The sequence below is a fragment of the Roseovarius aquimarinus genome (genome assembly GCF_043661195.1).
Lineage (GTDB): Bacteria > Pseudomonadota > Alphaproteobacteria > Rhodobacterales > Rhodobacteraceae > Roseovarius > Roseovarius aquimarinus.
Genome location: NZ_JBIHMM010000001.1, coordinates 575,714 through 592,621, shown reverse-complemented (window position 1 = coordinate 592,621; position 16,908 = coordinate 575,714). Strand labels below are relative to the sequence as shown.

Annotated in this window: 16 protein-coding genes; 11 read left to right on the top strand and 5 right to left on the bottom strand. The window is 66.9% G+C overall.

The genetic code is table 11. The features are described 5' to 3' along the window. Positions 1-38: 38 nt before the first annotated feature. From ACGRVM_RS02870 to ACGRVM_RS02860, 3 genes are all read right to left on the bottom strand, one after another. Positions 39-1,100: a DMT family transporter gene (locus ACGRVM_RS02870; protein ID WP_377168890.1), complete on the bottom strand. Its 1,062-nt coding sequence runs from the start codon at positions 1,098-1,100 to the stop codon at positions 39-41. 93 nt (positions 1,101-1,193) lie between these two features. Further along, positions 1,194-1,637: a type II 3-dehydroquinate dehydratase gene (gene aroQ, locus ACGRVM_RS02865; RefSeq protein ID WP_377168892.1), complete on the bottom strand. Its 444-nt coding sequence runs from the start codon at positions 1,635-1,637 to the stop codon at positions 1,194-1,196. Positions 1,638-1,703: 66 nt separating this feature from the next. Beyond that, positions 1,704-2,360 (bottom strand): GntR family transcriptional regulator, encoded by a 657-nt coding sequence (locus tag ACGRVM_RS02860; protein ID WP_377168894.1) that lies wholly within the window; start codon positions 2,358-2,360, stop codon positions 1,704-1,706. Between the two features lie 148 nt (positions 2,361-2,508). Between ACGRVM_RS02860 and dctP the strand changes: the two genes are divergently transcribed. The 9 genes from dctP (at position 2,509) to ACGRVM_RS02815 (ending at position 11,906) form a co-directional block, all read left to right on the top strand. Further along, on the top strand, positions 2,509-3,495 hold the full coding sequence (gene dctP / locus ACGRVM_RS02855; protein ID WP_377168896.1) for a TRAP transporter substrate-binding protein DctP: 987 nt from the start codon (positions 2,509-2,511) through the stop codon (positions 3,493-3,495). A gap of 151 nt (positions 3,496-3,646) precedes the next feature. Further along, positions 3,647-4,195, top strand: a complete 549-nt coding sequence (locus tag ACGRVM_RS02850) for a TRAP transporter small permease (protein WP_377168898.1) — start codon at positions 3,647-3,649, stop codon at positions 4,193-4,195. Beyond that, a complete protein-coding gene (locus ACGRVM_RS02845) occupies positions 4,195-5,511 on the top strand; it encodes a TRAP transporter large permease (protein WP_377168901.1) in 1,317 nt (438 codons plus the stop codon). Before ACGRVM_RS02850 ends, ACGRVM_RS02845 begins: the two co-directional genes overlap by 1 nt. Beyond that, positions 5,508-6,755: a malonyl-CoA decarboxylase gene (locus ACGRVM_RS02840; RefSeq protein WP_377168903.1), complete on the top strand. Its 1,248-nt coding sequence runs from the start codon at positions 5,508-5,510 to the stop codon at positions 6,753-6,755. The genes ACGRVM_RS02845 and ACGRVM_RS02840 overlap by 4 nt, the downstream gene beginning before the upstream one ends. Before the next feature lie 3 nt (positions 6,756-6,758). Continuing rightward, on the top strand, positions 6,759-8,276 hold the full coding sequence (locus ACGRVM_RS02835; RefSeq protein ID WP_377168905.1) for a malonate--CoA ligase: 1,518 nt from the start codon (positions 6,759-6,761) through the stop codon (positions 8,274-8,276). Between the two features lie 154 nt (positions 8,277-8,430). Next, positions 8,431-8,982, top strand: coding sequence for a 3-hydroxyanthranilate 3,4-dioxygenase (locus tag ACGRVM_RS02830; RefSeq protein ID WP_377168907.1), 552 nt, complete (start codon positions 8,431-8,433; stop codon positions 8,980-8,982). A gap of 58 nt (positions 8,983-9,040) precedes the next feature. Beyond that, complete coding sequence (locus tag ACGRVM_RS02825) at positions 9,041-10,033, top strand: TRAP transporter substrate-binding protein (RefSeq protein WP_377168909.1); 993 nt, start codon at positions 9,041-9,043, stop codon at positions 10,031-10,033. Between the two features lie 80 nt (positions 10,034-10,113). After that, positions 10,114-10,647, top strand: a complete 534-nt coding sequence (locus ACGRVM_RS02820; RefSeq protein WP_377168911.1) for a TRAP transporter small permease — start codon at positions 10,114-10,116, stop codon at positions 10,645-10,647. Then, positions 10,644-11,906, top strand: a complete 1,263-nt coding sequence (locus ACGRVM_RS02815; RefSeq protein ID WP_377168913.1) for a TRAP transporter large permease — start codon at positions 10,644-10,646, stop codon at positions 11,904-11,906. The genes ACGRVM_RS02820 and ACGRVM_RS02815 overlap by 4 nt, the downstream gene beginning before the upstream one ends. On the opposite strand, the gene ACGRVM_RS02810 is transcribed toward ACGRVM_RS02815, so the two are convergent. Continuing rightward, a complete protein-coding gene (locus tag ACGRVM_RS02810; protein WP_377168915.1) occupies positions 11,870-12,838 on the bottom strand; it encodes a LysR substrate-binding domain-containing protein in 969 nt (322 codons plus the stop codon). The two genes, ACGRVM_RS02815 and ACGRVM_RS02810, sit on opposite strands and share 37 nt — an antisense overlap. Then, a complete protein-coding gene (locus tag ACGRVM_RS02805; protein WP_377168917.1) occupies positions 12,835-13,623 on the bottom strand; it encodes an aspartate dehydrogenase in 789 nt (262 codons plus the stop codon). Before ACGRVM_RS02805 ends, ACGRVM_RS02810 begins: the two co-directional genes overlap by 4 nt. A 150-nt stretch (positions 13,624-13,773) precedes the next feature. On the opposite strand from ACGRVM_RS02805, the gene ACGRVM_RS02800 reads away from it, so the two are divergent. After that, a complete protein-coding gene (locus tag ACGRVM_RS02800) occupies positions 13,774-15,870 on the top strand; it encodes a xanthine dehydrogenase family protein molybdopterin-binding subunit (RefSeq protein ID WP_377168919.1) in 2,097 nt (698 codons plus the stop codon). Next, positions 15,867-16,823: a dihydrodipicolinate synthase family protein gene (locus ACGRVM_RS02795; RefSeq protein WP_377168921.1), complete on the top strand. Its 957-nt coding sequence runs from the start codon at positions 15,867-15,869 to the stop codon at positions 16,821-16,823. The genes ACGRVM_RS02800 and ACGRVM_RS02795 overlap by 4 nt, the downstream gene beginning before the upstream one ends. The last annotated feature ends 85 nt before the right edge of the window (positions 16,824-16,908 follow it).

Here is a 16,908-nt window from a genome sequence, read left to right as displayed (position 1 = left end):
ACCCCGCGCGTGACAGCTATGTGACCCTCGCCTCCGCGTCAGGTGATTTTCTCGCCATCCTCGTCCAGCAGCACGGCCTCGGCATCGAGCGCGTCCTCGCGCATGACGGCCGGTGCGCCGGGGGTGAAGACGGTTTGCGCGATGGGCATGGTCTCCGTCTCCTCGCGCGGCACGCGCAGCTCGCGCCATGCGGTATACATCCCGCTGCCCACGATCAGAACCATGCCGATCAAGGTGGAGCTCGGCGGCACTTCGCCCCAGAGCAGGAAGGCCAACAGCCCGGCGAGCGGCAGATAGCTGTAGTCGAAGGGCGCGATGACGCTGGCATTCGCGATCTGGTAGGCGCGCGAGACGAGCGTGTAGGCCGCCGTGCCGACGCAGCCGAGCACCGCCAGCATCAGGACGCCCTCGAGGCTCGGCAGGGGCCATGACATGCGCAGGTGATCGAGCTCGGGCGTGATCTCGAGAAGCGCGCTGACGGCGAAACCGATGGGCACGATCACCACGCCCGAAAAGGAAATGGTGTAGAGCCCGACGGTAAGCGACGTGTCCTGCTCGCCGATGCGGCGCACGATGGTCTGGCTGACCGCATAGGTGAGCGCGCAAAGGAGCGGCAGGACCGCGATCCAGCCGAAATTGCCGCTGGTCGGATCGACCGCGATGACAACTCCGATGAAGCCGACCAGAAGCGCGCCGGCGCGGTGGAGGCCGATCTTCTCCTGAAGGAAGATCGCGGCGAGCGTCGCCGTCATCAGCGGCGCCGAGAAGAAGAGCGTGATGACCTCCGCAAGCCCCATGAAGGGAAAGGCCGCGTAGAAACAGGCGAAGCCGGAGGCGAAGAGAATCGCCCGCGCGAGATACCAGGGCCAGAGTGGCGTCCAGATGCGGTGCGGCGCGCCGAGCCAAAGAACGAGCGGCAGAAGCGTGCAGAGCGCCGCCATCGAGCGCACGAAAATGAGCATCCACACGGGATATTGCGTGAGCATGCCCTTCATCATGATGTCCTGCCCGACGAAGAGGACCATGCCCGCGACGACGCAGATGATCCCCTGAAGGGTGCGCGACATCGGGGGCGCGGGGATATGAGCGGCTGCCGTCATGCGGGCAGATTGCCGCAAGCCCGGCCCGAGTCTCGCCCTTTCGCGACCCGCGTGTCGTAAACGCGCGCTTCGCCTTTCCGAGGCGCCTTGCGCTCAGCCCTTCTGCGCGAGATGCGCGAGCAGCGCGTCCATCGCCATGGGATATCCCGCCGCGCCGAAGCCGCAGATGACGCCGAGCGCGACCTTGGCGATGTAGCTCACATGGCGGAAATCCTCGCGCGCATGCACGTTCGACAGATGCAGCTCGATCGTCGGCAGCTCGACCGAGGCGATCGCGTCCATGAGCGCGATGGAGGTATGCGTATAGGCTCCGGCATTGAGAATGATGCCCGCATGCACGCCCTTGGCGGCGTGGATCTGGTCGATCAGCGCGCCCTCGTGGTTGCTCTGCGCGAACTGCATCTCGGCGCCGCGCGCGGCGGCATGGGCGCGGCACATGGCTTCGATATCCGCGAGGGTGGAGTGTCCGTAGACCTCGGGCTGGCGGGTGCCCAGAAGGTTCAGGTTGGGCCCGTTGAGAATGAGGATAGAGGTCATGGCGGCGGCTCCCTTGCTGCTCTTGTTATGACCGCCGCGCGCGCGTCTGTCGAGATCGCGGCTGCGCTATTCGGCCGCCTGGCGCAGGCTCGACATGAGGTAGTGGAATTTCTCGCCCTGCACGGCGATATGGCCGCGCATCGCGTCCGCCGCGCCCGGACCGTCGCCGCGCGTCAGGGCGGCGACGATGCTCTCGTGCTCGGCCATGGATTGCGCGAGGCGCCCGCGCAGGCGCAGCTGCTGACGCCGGAAGGGGCGCAGGCGGCGGTGCAGCTTCTCGGCCTCTGCGCGCAGAAAGCCGTTGCCGCTCTGGGCGTAGATGATCTGATGAAAGCGCTCGTTTTCGGCATAATAGGCGCCGGGGGCGTTCTCCTCCACGGCCTTGGCGCAGAGCGCGTTGGCCCGGCCCAGCTCGGCCAGCGCGTCGTCGGTGATGCGCCGCGCCGCCAGCCGCGCGGCGGCCGCTTCGAGCTCGGCCATGACCTCGAACATCTCGATCAGCTCGACCGGGCCGGGCTGACGCACGAAGACGCCGCGGCGCGGGAGCTGCGCGGCAAGGCCCGATTGCACGAGTTTCTGAAGCGCCTCGCGGATGGGCGTGCGCGACACGCCGAACCGCTCGGCCAGCGCGTTTTCGTCGAGGCGCGTGCCGTCGGGATAGGTCCCGTCGAAGACGAGCTCCTCGATTTCCTCGGCGATCAGGTCTGCGCGGCGCTTTTCCATGCCTAACGATAGCGCGGGGCCTTGCGCATGCAAAGATGAATTTTTTGTATACAAAAAGATTGACTCGGAAAACACGAGGCGCCTAACGTTCGGATCACGCGTTCCGGCGGGGAGGCCGGGCAAGCAAAAAAGTCTGGGAGGACACATCATGACAACCATGTTCAAGACAGCCGTCGCGGCCGGCGCCCTGATGGCGCTGAGCGGGACCGCCTGGGCGACCGAGCTGCGCCTGTCGCATCAGTGGTCGAACAACGACATCCGTCACAAGGTCGCGCAGATCGTCGTCGACGAGGTCGCCGCCGCCGATGTGGGCCTCGATATCAAGATCTTCGGCTCGGAGTCGCTTTTCAAGGCGCGCGAGCAGTATCAGCCGCTCAGCCGCGGACAGCTCGACATGGCGGTCCTGCCGCTCAGCTATGCGGGCGGCCAGCAGCCTTCCTACAACCTCACCCTGATGCCGGGCCTCGTGAAGAACCACGACCACGCCACGCGCCTCAGCAACAGCCCCTTCATGGAGGCGATCGAGGAGAAGATGGCTGAGGACGACGTGATGGTGCTGGTGCACGGCTATCTCGCGGGCGGCTTCGTCGGCAAGGACAAGTGCATCACCAAGCCCGAGGATGTGGCGGGCCTTCAGACGCGCGCCGCCGGCAAGGCGTTCGAGCAGATGCTGGCCGGTGCCGGCGCCTCGATCGCATCGATGTCGAGCTCGGAGATCTACAACGCAATGCAGACGGGCGTTTTGAGCGCGGCGAACACCTCGTCCTCGTCCTTCGTGAGCTACCGCATCTACGAGCAGGTCGCCTGCTACACGCCCCCGGGCGACTACGCGCTCTGGTTCATGTATCAGCCGCTCCTGATGAACAAGTCGACCTTCGAGGGCCTCACGCCCGAGCAGCAGCAGGCGCTGACGGACGCGGCGGCCAAGGCCGAGGCCTATTACGTCGAGGAGGCCAAGAAAGAAGACTCCGACTCCGTGCAGGCCTTCAAGGATGCGGGCGTCGAGATCGCGCAGATGAGCGAAGCCGATTTTGAGGCCTGGCGTGCCGTGGCCGCCGAGACGTCCTACAAGGACTTCATCGCCTCCGTGCCCGACGGGCAGGAGCTTCTGGACATGGCGCTCGCCGTCGAGTGACGCCGGGCGGGCAGGGTGCGCATCCGCCGCGCCCTGCCTGCATCCTTTCTCGAAACATCGCAGGCCGGGACCCTTTCATGCGCCATCCGCGCGAAAGGGGCGGCGGCCTGCACCCCGAATTCAGCGGCACCTCACCCAAAAGGAGCGCGACATGGCCGGACAAGTGACCCACAGGGTCGCCCAGACAGGCGACAACATCTTTCTGAAAATCGTCGCTGCGCTGTCGACCTTGGCGGGCTGGATCTCGGCGGCGATGATCGTCGTGGCGGTCGGGATCACCTGCCAGATGATCTTCGTGCGCGCGGTGCTGAACCAGTCGACGATCTGGCAGACCGAGATGGTCGTCTATCTGATGATCGCCGCCACGCTGATCGGCCTGCCCTATGTGCAGCGCCTGCGCGGGCATGTGAATGTCGATCTCGTGCCCATCGCGCTGCCGCCGCGCGCGCGCTACGTCATGGCGATCTTCACGCTCGGCATCAGCGCGCTCATCGTTGCGATCATGCTCTGGTACGGCTACGAGTACTGGCATTTCGCATGGGAGCGTGGCTGGAAATCCGACACGATCTGGGGCGTGCGCCTGTGGATCCCCTATCTCGCCATTCCCGTGGGCTTCGGCCTGCTGCTTTTGCAACTCATCGCGGATCTCGTCGCCCTCGTGCTGCGTGTCGAGCCGCCCTTCGGCCTGGAGGATAACTGATGGATCCGCTCGTTCTCGGGGGGCTTGTCGCCCTTTTCACCATCGCGGTGCTTTTCTCCGGCGTCTCCGTCGCGCTCGGGCTTCTGATCGTCTCGGGCGGGTTCCTCGTCGTCTTCGACGGCATGCGCTCGCTCGAGTTGATGCCCGAGATATTCTTCGGCAAGCTCAACAGCTTCGCGCTTCTCAGCATTCCGATGTTCATCATCATGGGTGCCTCCATCGCATCGACGCGCGCGGGGGCCGACCTCTACGAGGCGCTCGAGCGCTGGCTGACGCGCGTGCCGGGCGGTCTGGTGGTCTCGAACCTCGGTGCCTGCGCGCTCTTCTCGGCCATGTCCGGCTCGAGCCCTGCGACCTGCGCGGCGATCGGCAAGATGGGCATTCCCGAGATGCGCAAGCGCGGCTATCCCGACGGCGTGGCCGCGGGCAGCATCGCGGCGGGCGGCACGCTCGGCATCCTCATCCCGCCCTCGGTCACCATGATCGTCTACGGCATCGCGACCGAAACCTCGATCGGGCGGCTTTTCCTCGCGGGCGTCATTCCGGGCCTTCTTCTGGTCGCGCTCTTCATGGCGTGGTCGATTTACGCCACGGTGAGATCGGGCAACATTCAGGTCCTGACCGTCAGCACCTACACATGGCGCCAGAAATTCGAGATCCTGCCGCGCGTCATTCCGTTCATCGTCATCATCCTCGGCGTGCTCTACGCCATGTATGGCGGCATCGCGACACCGTCCGAGACGGCGGCTGTCGGCGCGCTCCTCTGCATCGTGATCGCGGTCGTGATCTACAGACTCTGGAGCCCGGCGGGCCTGTGGCTCATCCTGCGCGACTCGACCCGCGAGAGCGTCATGATCCTCTTCATCATCGGTGCGGCGGGCGTCTTCAGCTACATGCTCAGCAGCCTCTTCATCACGCAGTCCATCGCGGAATGGATCGGCACGCTCGAGGTGAACCGCTGGGTGCTGATGGGCGCGATCAACGTGTTCCTGCTGGTCGCGGGCTTCTTCCTGCCGCCGGTGGCGGTGATCCTGATGGCGGCGCCGATCCTTCTGCCCATCATCACTGTCGCGGGGTTCGATCCGATCTGGTTCGCCGTGATCCTCACGATCAACATGGAGATCGGCCTCATCAGCCCGCCCGTGGGTCTCAACCTCTACGTCATCAACGGCATCGCGCCGGATATCTCGCTCAAGACCATCCTCACCGGCTCGCTGCCCTTCGTGGCCTGCATGGTGATCGCCATCATCATTCTCTGCCTCTTTCCGGGCCTTGCCACCTGGCTTCCCGACTATGTGATGGGCGCGGCGACATGACGGTTCTCAGCGATCTTCTGGCCTCGGTCTTCGAGAGGGGCGCGGGCGGCGCGCGGCGCGGGGACTGGTCGCGCCGCCCGCTCGAGGAGTTGGCCGATGCGCTGGTCACGACGCATGGCGAGATGTCGGGCACGATCCTCGCCGAGCAGATCCTGACGCGCTATGCCGCGATGGACGATGCGGCGAAGCTGGCCTTCTTCACCCATGTGGCCCACGCGATGAACGTCGATCCGGCGACGGCGCGCGCCGCGCTCGACGCCTACGAGGCGGCGCCCGCGCGTGGCAGCTATCGCGATTTCATGGCCGCCTGCGAGCCGCCCCGGCAGGAGTTGATCCGCCGGCTCAACCAGGTTCCGGGCGCGACCGGTGCGCTTGTCGAGATGCGGGCGGATCTGCTGCGCCTCGGGCGCGGCACGCCCGAACTCGAGGCGCTCGATCTCGACTTCCGGCACCTTTTCGCGTCGTGGTTCAACCGAGGCTTTCTGGTGCTGCGGCGCATCACATGGAACACGCCCGCGCAGATCCTCGAGAAGATCATCGCCTACGAGGCGGTCCACCGGATCAGCAGTTGGGACGACCTGCGCCGCCGCGTGCAGCCCGAGGACCGGCGCTGCTTCGCCTTCTTTCACCCGGCCATGCCGGACGAGCCGCTGATCTTCGTCGAGGTCGCGCTGACGCGCGGCATCCCCGGCGCGATCGGCCCGCTTCTGGCCGAGGAGCGCGCCGCGCTGAAGGCCGGCGAGGCCGACACGGCAGTCTTCTACTCGATCTCGAATTGCCAATCGGGGCTTGCGGGCATCTCCTTCGGCAACTCGCTCATCAAGCAGGTGGCGGGCGATCTGTCGGCCGAGCTGGACGGGCTGTCGCGCTTCGTCACGCTCTCGCCCATTCCGGGGCTGATGGAGTGGCTCGGCTCCGAAGAGCTGGCCCCCGCCGAAGCCGATCTGCCCGCTTTCGCCGCCCATTACCTGCTGAATGCAAAGGGGCGGGCCGAGCTGCCGCGCGATCCGGTTGCGCGGTTCCATCTGGGCAATGGCGCGATCGTTCATGCCTTGCACGGGCAGGCCGATCTGTCGGAAAAGGGCCGCGCCCAGTCGGGCGGCGTGATGGTGAACTACCTCTACGATCTGCGCCGCACCGCCGAGCGGCACGAGGCCTTCGCCGCGACGGGCGCCGTGGCCGCGACGAGCGCGGTCAAATCGCTCGCCGCCGCCGCCGAGACCAAGATGACCAAAGGAGCCTGAGCCATGGCCAACCCGCTTTACGATACGCTTTTCGGACGCCATGCCGGCTCGGACGCGCCGTTTCTCATCCTGCCGGACGGCGCGGAGGTAAGCTACGACGCCTTTCTTCAGATGGCGGCGCGCATCGCGGGCCATCTTGCCGCCTCGGGGCTGGAGCCGGGCGACCGGCTCGCCGCGCAGATCGCCAAATCGCCCGAGGCGCTGGCCCTCTACGCCGCCTGTGCGCAGGCGGGCGTCGTCTTCCTGCCGCTCAACACCGCCTATACCGCGAGCGAGCTTGCCTATTTCATCGAGAATTCCGGCGCCTCCATGGTCGTTTGCGACGCATCCGGGCGCGAGGCGATGGAGGGGATCGCGAAGGGGCAGGGCGCTCGGGTCGAGACGCTGAACGGCGATGGCTCGGGCAGCCTGATGGAGGGCGCGGCGGGCCGGCCCGCCCGTTTCGAGACCGCCACGCGGGGAGAGGAGGATCTGGCCGCGCTCCTCTATACTTCGGGCACGACGGGCCGCTCGAAGGGCGCGATGCTGAGCCAGAAGAACCTTCTGAGCAATGCCGAGGTGCTGGTGCGCGAATGGCGCTTCACCGCCGATGACGTGCTGCTGCATTGCCTGCCCATTTTCCACACGCACGGCCTTTTCGTGGCGAGCAACGTGACGCTGATGGCGGGGGGCGCGATGATCTTCTTGCCGAAATTCGACGTGGACGCGGTGATGGCGCATCTGCCGCGCGCGACGACCATGATGGGCGTTCCTACCTTCTACACACGTCTTCTGGACGATGCGCGCTTCGACAAGGACGCAACGCGCCACATGCGGCTTTTCACCTCCGGCTCCGCACCGCTTCTGGCCGAGACTCATGACCGTTTCCGGGACCGCACCGGCCATGCGATCCTCGAGCGCTACGGCATGACCGAGACCAACATGAATACCTCGAACCCCTATGACGGCGACCGACGCGCCGGAACCGTGGGTTTTCCGCTGCCGGGGGTCGAGTTGAAGGTGACGGACCCCGAAACGGGCGAGCAACTGCCGCAGGGCGAGGTGGGCCAGCTCGAGGTGCGTGGGCCGAACGTCTTTCAGGGTTATTGGCAGATGCCCGAGAAGACCGCCGAGGAATTGCGCGAGGACGGGTTCTTCATCACCGGCGATCTGGGACTGATCGACAGCCAGGGCTATGTGCAGATCGTCGGGCGCGGCAAGGATCTCATCATCTCGGGCGGCTACAACATCTATCCGAAGGAGATCGAGCTTGTCCTCGACGAGCAGCCGGGCGTGCTGGAAAGCGCGGTGATCGGCGTGCCGCATCCCGATTTCGGCGAGACGGTGGTGGGCGTTCTCGTGCCCGAGCCGGGCAAGACGCCCGACGAGGCCGCCATCATGAGCGCGGCGGGCGAAGCGCTGGCGCGGTTCAAGCATCCGCGCAAGCTGATCGTGCTGGACGAATTGCCGCGCAACACGATGGGCAAGGTGCAAAAGAACATCCTGCGCGAGCGCTTCGGCGATCTCTTCGCCACGGCCTGACGTCTCCGGCATCCCAACGCTTGTGCCGCTTATCGCTTTGGTCGAGAGTTTGGTCGCCTGCTATCCAAAAGCGCGATAGCGGATTTCGCCCTGCCTGATTGCGCGGCAGCCGGGCAGGGCGAAGAATGACGGGGCATCAAGGGGAGAGACGCGCATGGGCAGACTGGCCGCATTCAACTTTCACAAGTGGATCGACGAGCACAAGCACCTGCTCAAGCCCCCGGTCGGCAACAAGAAAGTCTTCGAGGATGCCGACCTGATGGTGACCGTCGTCGGCGGCCCGAACAAGCGCACCGACTATCACGACGATCCGGTCGAGGAATTCTTCTATCAGCTCAAGGGCGACATGCTCCTCAAGCTGAAGGACGGCGACGAATTCTATGATGTGCCGATCCGCGAGGGCGATGTCTTTCTTCTGCCGCCGCATGTGCGCCACTCGCCCCAGCGCCCGCAGGAGGGCAGCATCGGCCTCGTGATCGAACCCAAGCGCCAGACGGGCGAGCTCGATGCCATCGAATGGTATTGTTTCGAGTGCAATTCGCTCGTCCACCGCGCCGAGATGCAACTGAAATCCATTGTGGACGACCTGCCGCCTGTCTATGAACGTTTCTACGCCTCGACCGAGGCGCGCACTTGCCCGAATTGCGGCAGCGTTCATCCGGGCAAGGAGCCGCCGGCGGGCTGGGTCCGACTGGACCCCGCATGACTTCCAAGCGCCTCCGCAAGAGAGGCGCGTTCAGACACCACGGGAGGAGAACCCCACCATGACGTATCACTTCAAACTGCCCGCCGCGCTGACGGCCTCTCTGGCCGCCGCGACGATGCTGCTGGCGGGCGCCGCTTCGGCCAAGGATATGCGCCTCGGCCTCATCACGCCGCCCAACCACATCTGGACGCAGGCCGCCGAGAATTTCGGCGCGGACCTTGCCGAGGCGACGGGCGGCACGCATTCGATCACCGTCTTCCCGGCGCAGCAGCTCGGCTCCGAAGCCGAAATGATGCAGCAGCTCCAGACCGGCGCGCTCGACATGGCGTTTCTGACCGTCGCCGAAGTCTCGAACCGCGTGCCCGATTTCGGCGCCTTCTACGCGCCCTACATGGCGCAGGACATCGCCCATGCGGGCCGCATCCTGCAATCGGATCTCGCGCTGCGTATGCTCGAGGATCTGCCCGCCAAGGCCGGCGTGGTCGGCATCGGCTACGGAATGGCCGGTCTGCGCCAGATCGTCTCGAAGGGCGAGGTGACCTCGGCCGCCGATCTCGAGGGCAAGAAGCTGCGCATCACGCCCTTCAAGCCGATCCTCGATTTCTACAACCTCCTCGGCGCCGCGCCCACGCCCATGCCGCTGCCCGCCGTTTATGACGCGCTGGCGAACGGTCAGGTCAACGCGATCGACATGGATGCCGAGCTGATCTGGAAGCTCAAGTATTTCGAGCAGGCCGACACCGTGATCGCCTCGAACCACATGATGTTCCCGATGGTCGGCCTCGTCTCGGCCAAGGTCTGGAACGAGCTGAGCGAGGAAGAGCGCGCGACCATCACCGAGCTGATGAAGAAGCGCCTCGACGAGTGCATCGCGACCTATATCGTCAAGGATCAGGAGTGGCTCGAGCAGGTGCGCGGCACCGGCACGGCCTTCACCGATGTCGGCCCGGAGTTCTTCGGCGACGTTCCCGCCGAGTGGGACAAAATCTGGTCCGAGCAATCCTCGGTTCTCGCCGAGATGCGCGAAGCGGCCGCCGCATCGGCCGAGTGATCGCGCCACGGATCTGAAGCAATGGCCGCCCGGCGCTCGGGCGGCCAATCGCACGTTCGGCGGGCGCGAAGAGGGGCAGGGTGCTGCAAAGGCTTTCACATCTATGGGCCCGGATCGAGATGGGCCTCGCCGCCGCGCTCGCGGTGGCGATCACCGGGCTCGTGCTCCTCAACGTGGTCACGCGCGCGATGAGCGCGTCGATCTTTTGGGTCGATGAGGCCGCGATCTATGCGATGACATGGATGACCTTCCTCGCCGCCTCGGCGGCGGTGCATTACGGGCAATCCGTGGCCGTGACGCTTTTTACCGACATGCTGCCGCCGCGCGCCGCGCGCATTGCGGGCCGTGTCGTCGACATGGTCGTGCTCATCTTCGCGCTGACGATGGTCTGGCTCTGCTGGCGCTGGTTCCTGCCGCTGGACCTCATGCGCGCGGGCTTCGATACGGTGGCCTTCCAGGGCGCGACCTTCAATTTCATCTACGCGGAGCCGACATTGACGCTCGGCATCCGTAAGTTCTGGCTCTGGCTCATCATGCCGCTCTTCGCGCTCGGCCTGACGCTGCATGCCGTGGCCAACATCGCGCGCCGCGCCGAGGCGGAGGCGACAGCATGACCGCCGCGCTCTTTCTCGTCCTTCTCTTCGGGGCCGTGCCCGTCTCGATCGTGCTCGCAATGACGGCGATCAGCTATATCCAGCAATCGGGCAATACCGTCCTCTTCGACAGCTTCGCGCAGCAGATGTTCGCCGGAACCGAGAATTACGGCCTGCTCGCCATCCCGCTCTTCATGCTGACGGGCGAGCTCATGAACGAAGGCGGTATGACCAAGCGTCTGGTCAATGCCGCCCGCGTGCTCGTTGGCGGGTTCCGCGGCGGCCTCGTCTGGATCAACCTTCTGGCCAACATGTTCATGGCCGCCATCATCGGCTCGGCCGTGAGCCAGATCGCGGTGATGAGCCGCGCGATGGTCCCGGCGATGGAGCGCGAGGGCTATGACCGGGGCTTCGCCGCCGCGACCACGGCGGCGGGCGGGCTTCTGGCGCCGGTGATCCCGCCGTCGATGCTCTTCGTCATCTACGGCGTGCTGGCGCAGATCCCCATCGGCGACATGTTCCTCGCCGGGATCCTGCCGGGCCTTCTCATGGCGGGCAGTTTCTTCATCGTCGTCACGCTTATCGGCTTGGCCGCCGAATTCCCCAAGGGCGAATGGATGAGCGCGCGCGAGGCGGTGGCCGCCATCCTCGCCGCGCTTCCGGCGGCGCTCATCCCCGTCGCCATCATCGGCGGCATCGTCATGGGCATCGCCACCCCGACCGAAAGCGCGGCGGTCGCCTCGCTCATCGCCTTCCTGCTCGGCTGGCTGGTCTATGGCGAGCTGCGGCCCTCGCATCTCGCCGCGCTTTTCCGTCGCACGGCGCAGAACGCTTCGCTCGTCATCTTCATGGTGGCTGCGGCCAATGTCTTCGGCTGGGTCGTGATCTACGAGGCGATCCCCCAGAAACTCGCCGCGCTGATCACCTCGCTCACGTCGGACCCCTTCGTATTCCTGCTGATCGTGATGGGGGCGCTGCTGCTCGTGGGCATGCTGATCGACGGGATCGCGGCGCTGATCCTCGTCACGCCCATCCTTCTGCCCATCGCGACCGGCGATTACGGCATCAGCCCCTTCCAGTTCGGCGTCGTCATCAGCATCAATCTCGCGCTCGGCCTTCTCACGCCGCCCGTGGGGGTCGGGCTCTATATCGCGGCCTCGATGAGCGAGGTGAAGCCGACCGCGATCTTCGGCGCACTCTGGCCCTTCCTCGTCGCGGTGGTGCTGGTGCTGCTGGCCGTCTGCTACTGGCCGAGCCTCTCGCTCGCGCTGATCGGCTGAGCCACGGCGCGCAGCGCCTCCAGTAGCGCCGCGGCCGCCGGGGGCAGGGACGTCGTGCTGCGGTAGGAAGCGCCGACCGGGCCGTCGCCGAAGGGCAGCGCGAAGGGCAGCTCCGCAAGCCCGCCCGCCGGATCGCCATGCGCGAGCTCCGCCGGCATCGCGCAGATCATGTCGCTCCCGGCGAGGAGCGCGCGGTTGGTCACGAAGCTGACCGATTCCACCACGCGCGGCGGCACGAACTGGCCCTCCTCGACGAAGAACTGGTCGAGCTGGCGGCGCAGGGTCGTGTCCGCAGGGGGCAGGATCCAGCCATGCGCGCGCAAGTCGTCGAAGGCGAGCGTGCCCCGCGCCAGCAACGGATGCCCCGCCCGTACCACCAGCGCGATGCGGCCCTGCATCAGCTTTTCCTGCGCGAGATCCGAGCGATGGCGCATCATCGGCAGGCGCCCGACCACGAGATCGAGCTCGCCCGCGCGCAGGCGCGGCATCAGCACCTCGTTCGTGCCCTCGACCACCTTGATGACGAGGCGGGGGCGCTGCTCGGACACGCGCGCGATGGCCTCGGGCAGGAGCCGCGCCGATGCGGCGAGCAGCGTCCCCACCACGATCCGTCCCGCATTTCCGCCCGCGATATCCTCGAGCTCCTGCGCCGTCGTGCCGATCTGGCTGAAGATGAGCTGACCGCCGCGGATGAGCGCCTCCCCGGCGGCGGTCGGCAGAACGCCGCGATTGGTCCGCTCGAAGAGCTGCACCTCGAAATCGGCCTCGAGATCCTTGATGATCTTGGTCGCGGCGGGCTGCGAGAGGTTCATCTCGCGCGCGGCATGCAGGATGCTGCCGTGCCGTCCGACCGCGATCAGGAGGCGCAACTGCCGCAGCTTCAGCCGGTTGATGACGCGGCCCGTGATCTGCGCATGGCCTCCCGCGCTCACAGGCGCATCCACTCGGTCTCGCGCCGCGCCGCGTGCACCGCGCTCATCGCGGCCAGCGCGGAGGAGCGGGGGTTATCCGGCAAGGCATGTCCGCTGATCGTGACGTCGAGCCGCCCGAACGCGCCCTCGGCTTCGATCCGGTGCGTGTTCTGCGTGGCCGCGGGATCGGCGATGAGCCGCACCTCCGTCGCGTCGAACCCGCGCCCGGTCAGCGCCACGGCGGCGGCGACATTGGCGTTTTTCGGATAGGCCAGCGCGGCGGCGCGGGCGGTGCCGGTGAAATGCGCCTCCGCTTGCGTGAGCGCGCCGAGATCGAGCGCCTCCTCGGCTGGCGATCCGGCCCAGCCGCGCGGCGGCTTGGTTCCGGTGTAGCGCACGACATCCAGCCCGCCGACCCGCGCCGCCGCCAGCGCATCGAGCGCCCCGATCGCCCCGGACGCGAGCTGAAGCACGCCGCCGCCACGCCGCGCCGCCGCCTCGAGCGCGCCCACAAGCGCCTCATCCGCCAGCGCGCCCAGCGACAGCGTGACGAGGCGCGTCCCGGCTCCGAGAAGCGTCGGCCCATGCGCCGCAAGGCCCGCGTGACCCGCGCAATCGATGACGAGATCGGCGCGCTCGGCCAGCGCGTCGGCATCGGTGACCGCCTCGATCTGCATCGCGGCGCGGGCCGCATCTTCGCGGCCCGGTCGGGCCAGAACGACCGCCGCGCGCAGCCCGCCGCGCTCCAGCTCCCGCGCCACATATTGCGCGATGGCCCCGAAACCGATGATGCCGATGGATGTCATACCGTCTCTCCCGTCATTGCGAGAAGATAGCTAAGCCCAGAGCGTCTGGCTATCGGATTTGGTGATAGCGCCACGCCGCGTCGGTATTTGCAGCGGGGCGGGGCGCGGGCCATGCTGACGCATGATCCGCCACCTGCATCCCGTCCGCCCATGACCGACCGCTTCCGCGATCCCGCGCCCGGGGCCCTTCTGCGGGGCGCGGGCCTTTATTGCGACGACATCGCGCTTCCCGGCGCCTTGCGCGTGACCTTTCTGCGCAGCGACGAGCCCGCGGGCCGGATCGCCGCGCTCGACTGCACCGAGGCGGAGGCGCTTCCGGGCGTTGCGGCCATTCATACCGGCGCCGATGTCGCGCATATCGGCGCGCTTCCGGTGAACGAGGTGATGCCGCTCGAGGCGGACTGCGCCTTTCCTATCCTCGCGCAAGGCGCCGTGCAGGCCGTGGGCCAGCCCGTGGCCGCGATCCTCGCCGAGACGCGCGCGCAGGGCTTCGATGCCGCCGAGGCGATCCTGCTCGACATCGACGCGGAGGCGCCGCCGCCGCCCGAGGCCGTCGCGTCGCGCGACTGGCATGCGGGCGCGCCTGCCGCCGAAATGGCGCGCGCCGCCTGCCGCGTCAGCGCCCGCATCGCGCATCCGCGCACCGCGCCGCTCAGCCTCGAGACGCGGCAGATCGCGGTGCGTCCCGCGGCGGGCGGGCGCCTGACCATCTGGCATTCCACCCAGACCCCGCACCGCACGCGCAGCCACTTGGCCCGGATGCTCGGCCTCGATCCCGCGCGCCTGCGCGTCATCGCGCCCGATGTGGGCGGCGCCTTCGGGATGAAGGCCTCGCTCTATCCCGAGGAGGTCTATTGCGTCTGGGCCGCGCACAGGCTCGGCCGCCCGGTGCGCTGGAGCGCGACGCGCAGCGAGGATTTCCTGTCGGCCACGCATGGCCGGGGCATCGAGATGACGGGCACGCTCGCGCTCGATGCCGAAGGCCGCTTCACCGCGCTCGAGGCCGATATCGCGGCACCCCTCGGGCATTGGTTGCCCAACAGCGCGCTCATTCCCGGCTGGAACGCGGCGCGTATTCTGCCGGGCGGCTACGATATCGACGCGCTTCGCGTCTCGGCGCGGCTTTCGCGCGAAAATCGCGCAGCAACGGGCATTTATCGCGGGGCAGGGCGGCCAGAGGCGGCGGCCCTGATGGAGCGGCTCGTGGACAAGGCCGCGCGCGCGTCCGGGCGCGATCCGTTCGATCTGCGCATCCGCAACCTGCCCGCACCCGGCGATCTGCCGAAATCGACGGCCACGGGCCAGACGCTCGACAGCGGCGATTATGCGGGCGCACTGCGGCGCCTGCGCGAGGTCTCCGACTATGACGCGCGCCGCGAGGCGCAGCAGCGCCGCCGCGCCGAGGGTGCGCTTGTCGGGCTGGGCGTCGCCTTCTTTCTCGAGCCTTCCGGCGAGGGATGGGAATCCGCCCGCGTGACGCTCGGCGCGGAGGGCCGCGCGCATGTGGCGAGCGGCAGCTCGGCCCAAGGGCAGGCCCGCGCGCGCAGCTATGCCGCCATCGCCGGCGAGGCGCTCGGCCTTGCACCCGATCAGGTCGATGTGAGCTTCGGCGACACGCTGACCGATCCCGAAGGGATCGGCGCCGTCGCCTCGCGCAGCACCGCCATCGGCGGCAGCGCCGTGTTCGAGGCCTGCCGCGCCGTGCACGCGGCGCAAGAGGCGGGCGAGACGCTGCCGATCACGCGCGAGACCCGGTACGAGACCAGCGGGCAGGCTTGGGGCTATGGCGCCTATCTCGTGCAACTCAGCGTCGATCCCGAGACGGGCGCGCCCAGCGTCGAGGCCGCGTTCTGCGTGGACGATGCGGGCCGCGTCATCAATGCGGCGTCGGTGGCCGGGCAGATCATCGGCGGGTTCGCCCAAGGCCTGGGCGCCGCACTGATGGAGGCGGTGCGCTTTGATGCGAGCGGCCAGCTTCTGACCGCCTCGCTCATGGATTACGCGGCGCCTCGCGCAGGCGACATGCCGCCCGTCACGCTCGCCGAGATGCAGACGCCCAGCCCGATGAACGCGCTCGGGGCAAAGGGCGTGGGCGAGGCGGGCACGATCGGCGCGCCTGCGGCGATCCTCAATGCCGCCATCGACGCGCTGGCGCCGCTCGGCGTCGAGGAATTGCAAATGCCGCTGACTTCGCTGACGCTCTGGCAGGCGATGACGCGCGCGCGGCAGGAAAGAGAGGCCACATGAACTACTCGAAACTCGACGCCAAGGATTATGCCCGCGAGCATATGTGCGGCATCTGGGCCGCCGCGCTCAACCCGTTCAAGCCGGATGGCGCCTTCGATGAAGAAGGCTTCAGGCAGAACATCAGGCATTGGGTGGAGGATCTTGAAATACAAGGATTGTTCATCGCCGGAAAGCAAGGCGAATTCTTTTCGATGAGCCTCGAAGAGCGCAAGCGCAACATCGAGATCGCCGTCGATGCCTGTGACGGCCGCGCCGCGACGATCATGTCGGCCTCGGACCAGAATTTCGACACCGTTCGCGAGCTTGCGCGCCATGCACAGGATTGCGGCGCCGACTATATCGTCGTCCATGCTCCCATGCTGCATTTCGTGACCGATCAGGATGAGACGGTCTTCAATTATTACAAGGCATTATGCGACGAAGTGGATATCGGGATCGCGATGTGGAGCCATCCTGACAGCGGCTATCTCATGTCGCCCGAACTCTGTGCGCGCATCGCGGAGCTGCCCAACATCGTCGCCATCAAGTATTCCGTGCCGCGCGAGATGTATGTCCGGCTCACGCATATGGTGGGCGACAAGATCCATGTCTCGACCGCATCCGAGGCCGAATGGCTCGACAATATCGAGGAACTGGGCTGGAAGCTCTACCTGTGCTCGTCGCCGCCGTATCAGCTTCAGACGAAGGTGGACCGCAGGATGCACGAGTACACACAACTGGCCTTCGCCGGGGATTTCGCGCAAGCGCGCCGTGTGCGCGACAGCCTAGATCCGGTGCGCGACGCGATCCGCCGGACCAAGCCGGGCGGCAAGCCGCAGGCGCATGGCAAATACTGGCAGGAAATTCTGGGCCAGGTCGGCGGGCCGGTGCGCGCGCCGCTCTTGCAGTTGACGGACGCCGAGAAGGCCGCGACGCGCGAGGCATTCGAAGAATGCGGTCTGAGGTTGAAGTGAGTGGCGCAAGGTATTGTGCCGCAAGGGTTGTGGCGCTTCACCTACGCAATGCTTTTCAGTCTAAACATTTACATAATACTGATTA